This is a genomic window from Shewanella surugensis, assembly GCF_023284005.1.
GTDB lineage: Bacteria > Pseudomonadota > Gammaproteobacteria > Enterobacterales > Shewanellaceae > Shewanella > Shewanella surugensis.
In genome coordinates this window covers 22,431-29,557 of the sequence record NZ_JAKIKS010000067.1, presented here as the reverse complement: position 1 = coordinate 29,557, position 7,127 = coordinate 22,431, and the positions used below count along the sequence as shown (strand labels likewise).

Annotated in this window: 5 protein-coding genes and 1 pseudogene; 3 read left to right on the top strand and 3 right to left on the bottom strand. The window is 38.0% G+C overall.

The features are described from left to right. Positions 1-191: pseudogene (locus tag L2764_RS16100) on the bottom strand (IS630-like element ISVsa8 family transposase); the annotation flags it as partial. Positions 192-391: 200 nt separating this feature from the next. Between L2764_RS16100 and L2764_RS16095 the strand changes: the two are divergent. Then, positions 392-1,099: a protein kinase family protein gene (locus tag L2764_RS16095; RefSeq protein WP_248941282.1), complete on the top strand. Its 708-nt coding sequence runs from the start codon at positions 392-394 to the stop codon at positions 1,097-1,099. A 201-nt stretch (positions 1,100-1,300) separates the two neighbouring features. Here L2764_RS16095 and L2764_RS16090 read toward each other — a convergent pair whose 3' ends face one another. Both L2764_RS16090 and L2764_RS16085 read right to left on the bottom strand, forming a co-directional pair. Then, on the bottom strand, positions 1,301-2,275 hold the full coding sequence (locus L2764_RS16090) for a carbohydrate kinase family protein (RefSeq protein WP_248941281.1): 975 nt from the start codon (positions 2,273-2,275) through the stop codon (positions 1,301-1,303). Continuing rightward, entirely contained in the window at positions 2,272-3,492 is a 1,221-nt protein-coding gene (locus tag L2764_RS16085) for an AGE family epimerase/isomerase (protein ID WP_248941280.1), read from the bottom strand. Before L2764_RS16085 ends, L2764_RS16090 begins: the two co-directional genes overlap by 4 nt. Before the next feature lie 211 nt (positions 3,493-3,703). Here L2764_RS16085 and L2764_RS16080 point away from each other — a divergent pair, with 211 nt between their 5' ends. Together L2764_RS16080 and L2764_RS16075 are read left to right on the top strand one after the other, a co-directional pair. Beyond that, complete coding sequence (locus L2764_RS16080) at positions 3,704-4,966, top strand: sugar MFS transporter (RefSeq protein WP_248941279.1); 1,263 nt, start codon at positions 3,704-3,706, stop codon at positions 4,964-4,966. A gap of 153 nt (positions 4,967-5,119) precedes the next feature. Further along, positions 5,120-6,688, top strand: coding sequence for an MFS transporter (locus L2764_RS16075; RefSeq protein ID WP_248941278.1), 1,569 nt, complete (start codon positions 5,120-5,122; stop codon positions 6,686-6,688). Positions 6,689-7,127 lie beyond the last annotated feature (439 nt).

Sequence of the window (7,127 nt, the reverse complement as noted above, 5' to 3'; positions counted from 1 at the left end):
CATTGATCGAACCACAGTGACACCGTAGAGGAGCGTACCAATAATAGCTGTGAAATTTGCTTAATAGTGAAGCCGTGATAACTGCTCAATATTGCATGAGCTCGAACTCTATAGCGATGTTTAGGATGATTCTTGAACGCTTCTTCTAGCGTGGTGAACTCATGAGGTAACAGGGCTCTAACTTGTTTCATTTATAAAAAGTGATAATTCATATGCTAGTGATAGTTATACAAAAATTTCGATATTGATACAAGTTCTATATCATTGGTAATGTAAAAAACATCAAAGATTAAATATTAACCTAATTGTTGGTAATTTTATACTCAGGTACTTAGCAAGCCTATTAGGCTGCCCAAGAGATTTATTACATGGAGTACTCAAACCTAATCCTTTGACAGATCATTTGGTCGAAGTCGACATTGCTGGAGTCAGTAATAATGACTTTTTGACAGGCGGCGTGAACAAAAGATTTTCAAAAGGGGTACTGAAAGCAATGGATGGTGTAGGTAAAGCTGATTTTATATTAGAGCATAAAATTGGTGAGTACATACAGAAGCAACCTAATAAAGATGAGCTGAGCCGATTTATTTCTTTGCAAACGCAAATAGAGACTCCACGGCATCTAGATCCTAATTATACCTATGCGGTTGTACCTATTTATGATCCTGAGCACGTTAAGAGTGCTGAGCTTGATGTGTCTATGGATAACCTATCTCGAGAAGATGTTGAAAATATTTCCTTACAGGCTGTTGATATATTAAGAGTTATGTATAAGTCAAAAATTTCACATGATGATCTTCATATGCATAATCTTATGGTCCATAGGGTAGGTGATGGGTCACAGATCCTACAGGCTATTGATTTTGGCCGGGGGAAAGTCGGAGATGACCCCGATCTGAATCCTTATGCTGATATTAATTATATGTTTAAAAGGAAGGGCATTAGTTTTGCCGAGACTTTTGCTCGAAATCATTTATTACCCGATGGTTCTGAAAAGAAGATGAAGCATTATCCTTTGCATAATTTATTGGAAAAGTTTGCGAAGGAGGGGACCGATCACACCTCATTATTGGATAATATTGGGACGAAATTAGTCTAGGACTTAGAGGCTGCTGGTGAAGATAATAGTAAAATTGACTTAGCATTTTTCTTTGCATCTAAAGCGTTAGAGCAAGCTTTTAGTCAGTTAAATCATTCTGAGGTAGTGTCAAGTGAGCGAATCAACCTTCAACATTTTGTTTAGGTAGGTCCTTGAAAAACATTAAAAGTAGTCGATTTTATTTGACTACTTTTAATGTGCTTATTTCATTATTTTTAGCCGAAAATTGTCATGATCTTCCATTGAGGGTAATGAGGGAAAAGCGCCTTTTTGAGTACATGCTATGGCACCACATAAGGTTGCAAAATCCATAATTGACTTTAGTTCATGCTCTTCATTAATAAGCTGGCTTAATATTTTGTTTTTATTAAGATATTCATTTAGTTGAAATAACATTGCCCCCACAAAGGCATCACCAGCAGCAGTGGTATCAATAACCTCTATATTGGGAATTTGACTTTCACCACAAAAGGTTGGCGTATAGTAGAGTACTGGTAGGTGACCATTGCTGATCATGATAATGGATACGCCATGGCTAAAACATGAGGCGATAAATTCAGACTCTTGTTGATGTTGCATTTGTGAGAGTAAAAAGTCGAGCTCTTCACGGGAGAGTTTTAATATGTCGCAATGGCGTATACATTGCCAGATCCGTTCATAGGCAAGTTGAGGAGCTTGCCATAAGTTTAAGCGTAAATTGACATCGAAACTACGAAGGCACCGGTGCGTTTTAGCTAAGCTTAAACCTTGCATAGTGGTTTCATAAATAGCCTCTTCTGTAAGGCTGTTTGAACAAATATGAAATAGGTTATTACTGGTGAAGGCTTGAATATTAAAATCAGTGGAGTGAAAAAGAAGATCGGCTGCAGGGGGTCGATAAAAGCTAAAACTGCGTTCTCCATTGGCATCTAAAGAGACAAAAGCCAGTGCTGTTTTGGCGATTGAGGTTTGTAAGCAATATTGCGTATCAACATTATGCTCATTGAGTGATGTTAACAGGTAATCGCCGAACATATCTTGACCTAGCATACCACAAAATTGACTTTTCCCGCCTAATTTGGCATAAGCGACAGTCACATTTGCGGGCGCTCCACCTGGAAACTTAGTGAAGGTTTCAGGGGTACCTCCATTGGATAAAAAGTCAATTAAAGCCTCACCAAATGCTAATAAACTCATGATGCTTTCTCCTTTAATTGCAGCGCTTTAATGACTTCGTAGCAAGCGCCCATGGTGTGATAATCGGTTTTCCCGCCAGCAGGGCTTTTAATATCATTATAGTGATTGTTGTTTGCATCTAATATGAAATACCAAGCGCCATGTTGATGATCGATCATATGCTCCCAAGAATAAGCCCAAATTTTTTGGTACCAGTGCCAATATTTATCTTTACCGGTCGTGATCGCCATTAAGGCTGCCGTAGCAAAACTTTCTGCCTGAACCCAAAAATATTTGTCACTGTCACAAATGTCCCCGTTGGGTGAAAAGCCATAAAAAATACCGCCATTGGTGTGGTCCCAAGCAGTATCGACTGCAGCATTAAACAGAAATTCAGCGCGTTCAATCATCCAAGGCTCTGGTTGGTGACGGTATAGAATACACAGCAGTTTAGCCCATTCTGTTTGATGACCGGGTTGATAACCCCATGGACGATACAAGTTTTTAGGGTCGTCTTTATTATAATGCCAATCGATTTTCCAATCAGAGGTGTAATGTTCCCAAATGAGTCCATGACTGAATGCAGCTTGTCTAACAGTGATATTATGAGCTAATAAATAAGCCCGCCTCAAAAATTTATTATCTAAGGTCACCTCAAAAGCGGTGAGCATTGCCTCGCACATGTGCATGTTGGCATTTTGGCCTCGATAATCACCAAGATGAGTAAAGTCGGCATTATACTCATCTCTGTATAGACCATATTCTTCATCCCAAAAGTATTTTTCGAGTTGTTGCCATGTTTGTTCAATTATATCTTTAGAAGAGAGGATCCCCGCTTTGAGGGCGACTGAGTGGCTAAGTAATACAAACGCCAAGCCATAACAATGGTTTGTATCATCTATAATGTTATTATCAGATAACTGCCATGCATAGCCACCCGTTTTGGGGTTTTTGTGTATGGTTTCTATAAAATCAATGCCATGCTGAACGACTTTTAAATAATCTTGCTGATTAAATTCGATAGTTGCCATAGCGTAATTAAAAATAAATCGACAACTGGAGACGAGATGCCGATCTTTAGTGTTATAAATGTATCCATTGGTGGAGAAGTTTTGAAAAAAACCGTTATCTTTGTTAATACAGTTAGGGTGGTAAAAAGCCATTGTCTGCTTGATGTGATCCTTTAAAAAATGAGGATCTTGAAAAGTGGGGTAGGTAGGGGGAGATTGTTTATCCATTTGTTTATCCATGCGTTTATTCTCTAGAGTAATAAGATCAATTAAACGTCACTGAGATGAGTTAATGCATTTTTTCATCGATTTAGCTAAATTTGGTTAGCTTGACATCATAGTCTAAAACGTTAGGGTTTGTTAGTTGATAAATTTAAACTGCGGCTCTTTGTGTCGCTGAAATTCATTGTTATAACGTCTATTATTGTGGAGCAAATTTGTGGCTGGAATACCGACACTTTCATCATCTACACAGTCTCAAGGTTCAACGTCGAATAATTATCGATTCCCTTTAGCTTCTATGTGTGTTTTGTTCTTTTTTATTGGTTTTATCACCGTGCTCAATGATGTGCTAATTCCACATTTAAAAGAAATGTTTTCTTTGAATTACACTCAGGCAATGTTGATTCAATTTTGCTTTTTTAGTGCCTATTTTGTCGTGTCAGTCCCTGCTGGTTTTTTGGTTCATAAAGTGGGATACAAAAGAAGTGTGATTGTTGGCTTGCTCACCACCGCGCTAGGATGTGTGCTTTTTTATCCTGCAGCTTCATTACATCTTTATTGGTTCTTCCTATTAGCGTTGTTCGTTTTGGCAAGTGGTTTAACTATTTTACAAGTATCCATAAATCCTTATGTTGTGGCTTTGGGGCCTGAACGTATGGCTTCCAGTCGACTCAATTTAGCGCAAGCATTAAATTCATTGGGGACGACAATAGGGCCCTTCTTTGCGGGGATGATGTTACTGTCTGCGGCGGGTATTGCTGCTGGAGCTTCAGCGGTAAAGCTGCAGTATTTGATGTTGGCATCAGTCTTAATTATTGCAGCGATTATTGTTAAAACGTTAAAGTTGCCCGAGATCAATCAGTCTAGTAAGCCATTGGAAGGAAATGATGGGAGAAGTATATGGCAGGCAAAACAGACCTTATTTGGGGCTGTAGCAATCTTTTTTTATGTCGGGGCTGAGGTGGGGATAGGCAGTTTTTTGATCAATTATTTTGAGTTGCAACATATTGGTAATATGCCTGCGGCAAGTGCTGCGCATTTTGTGGGATATTATTGGGGCGGGGCTATGATTGGCCGCTTTATTGGCTCTGTTGTAACACGTGTGGTTAAACCTCAGTTTGCACTTATGTTTAATGGCTCTATGGCAATTTTATTATTGTGTATTTCAATGAATACAAGCGGCCATGTGGCCATGTGGTCGATTTTAGCGGTGGGGCTATTTAACTCTATTATGTTTCCGACGATTTTTTCTTTGGCGATTAAAGGACTCGATACCCATACGAGTAGAGGTTCGGGTTTACTCTGTTTAGCTATTGTTGGTGGGGCGATTATGCCCTTAGTACAGGGGGGGATTGCTGATCTGATGGATGTACAAGCCAGTTTTATTATTCCTGCTTTAAGCTATTTAGTGATCATTGCGTTTGCCATTAATGCCTCTAGACTGACTGAGTGTTGGCGTCAATTGGAATTTAAATCATAAGGATGAGCACCCTTCGCTACGAAGGCTTGGGGTTTTTCTTTATCACGTTTTTTTTCGATCGGATATTTTAAGTTTGTAAACCTTCTTACCTATTCAATTTTCCTATCAACTAAACTGTTTATTATAAATACTTTCAGATTCAGCGAGCTTAACGTGATTAAAAGTATTCAAAATGATTACCAAGACAATGAACATAAGGATTTCAAGTATCGCTGGTGGCTGTTAACCGGTTTAGGGTTAGGTTTGGTTATTATTAATCTTGATGTGACTATTATTAACTTGGCTTTACCGGTTATAGGTAATGTTTTTTCTGCTCAAATATCTGAATTACAATGGGTTAATAATATTTATTTGATTGCCATGGGTGGCTTGGTCATTACCACGGGAAAACTTGGGGATCGTTTTGGACATAAGCTGATGTTTATGTCTGGGATTTGTGTTTTTCTCATAGGCTCTCTGATTGCGAGTTTTGCACCTAACTTATATACGATAATTGCGGGGCGTTTTGTTCAAGGAATAGGCATGGCGGGGGCTTTTGGGATGATATTTGTGGTTGCGGCAGGGCACTTCCCAAAGCGCCAGCAGGGACTTGTTGTGAGTATACTGGTTGTTTTTACGGCTGCAGCACAATCCATCGGACCCACTTTAGGTGGTTTCATTGTTGAGCATTGGGGCTGGAGATGGGCTTTTTTAATTAATGTGCCAGTGTGTTTGGTGTGTTTATTGATAGTACACATCACGGGTAGAAATGATAAAGGTAATGATAGAATCAAGATCCACTTTCCATCAAGTATTTTGATTTTAATATCTTTTTTATTAATTTTGTACGCATTCAATGTTGAATCCATCTGGAGTTTTAACAGTATACACTTTTACCTTCCGCTGATTGTCGGCTTAGCCTTATTAGTATTAACATTAAATTGGCAACGTTATTTGTCCCAAGCTTTGGTGAATCTCAGTTTATTTCGTCATCGATTATTTTTAGGATTATTGATTACTCGAGCATGTTTTCAAATGTTTTTTGGCTCTTTTTTGTTTGTACTGCCTCTATATTTAGAAAACATCTTATATTTTACGCCATCAGAAGCGGGGCTTATCATGTTGATCATGACAGGTTTTCTATGTTTATCTTCGATCACCGCGGGACGATTTAATAGTCGAATTGGCCCGTTACCATCGATAGTGGTGGCGCAATTTATTGGTTTTTTAGGGGCGCTTTTATTAGTGATGATGCCTGAAGAATTATCGTGGTTATACTTGGGTTCAGGCATGGTTTGTATTGGATTAATGACTGGGGTCATGTATTCATCGACAAACCTTGCTGCTGTTCAAGCAGCTCCTAAAAATGAAAAAGGCTCTGCTTATGGATTGTTTATTTCTAACACGTACCTTTGGTACGCTTGTGGTATTGCGTGCGCAGGGATCTTATTAAGTACAGTATCAGCGAGTGTTTTTATGTTATTGGCAGGCAATGTGATGACTCAAATGGGCGCGCCGAGTATTGAAAGTGTGCTTCCATTTATTACGGGAGCACAACCCTTAGATAAAATGGTCCCTTTGTTTAGTGAATTAGGCGTGCAGACGCAAGCTTTAGAGTGGGGGAAAGCAGCTTTTCATGCAGGTTTTCATGCGTTAATGTTGGTTTTTTTATTCCTATCTTTTGTGGGGCTTGTGGCGAGTTTATTATTTAAAGATGCTTCACATTTATTAAACACTGATTAAGTTTGTATTGAACATAGCATATAAATAATGATTAAGTTTTTATTTTGTTAATTTACAAGTAAATAATACTAGCAAGGTAACGTGTCATTAATTTAATTGATTTTTATATAATTATTATTATTTATGATATCTAAAATATGTTTATTCTGTTCTTGTATGATAAGCCTTCAGTTGTTAGGTCATGCAACCTTCGTCGTAGTTCTTTAATTAAACAATCATTAATTTCATCGAATTAAATATTAAATGTTGAGTAGCTGTCTTTAAATTTATTCATTTTATATTTTGACATCTGAAGTGGTTTATATATGATGCCCCGCTGTTTTGATGACTATAAAACCTTATAAGCGATTAATACTCCTAGGAAGGTTATGAAGACTGATGACCTTATTAGTTTATTCTTGTTTTTTAGCCATGAATTTATTTGGGTTGTATTCAAGAA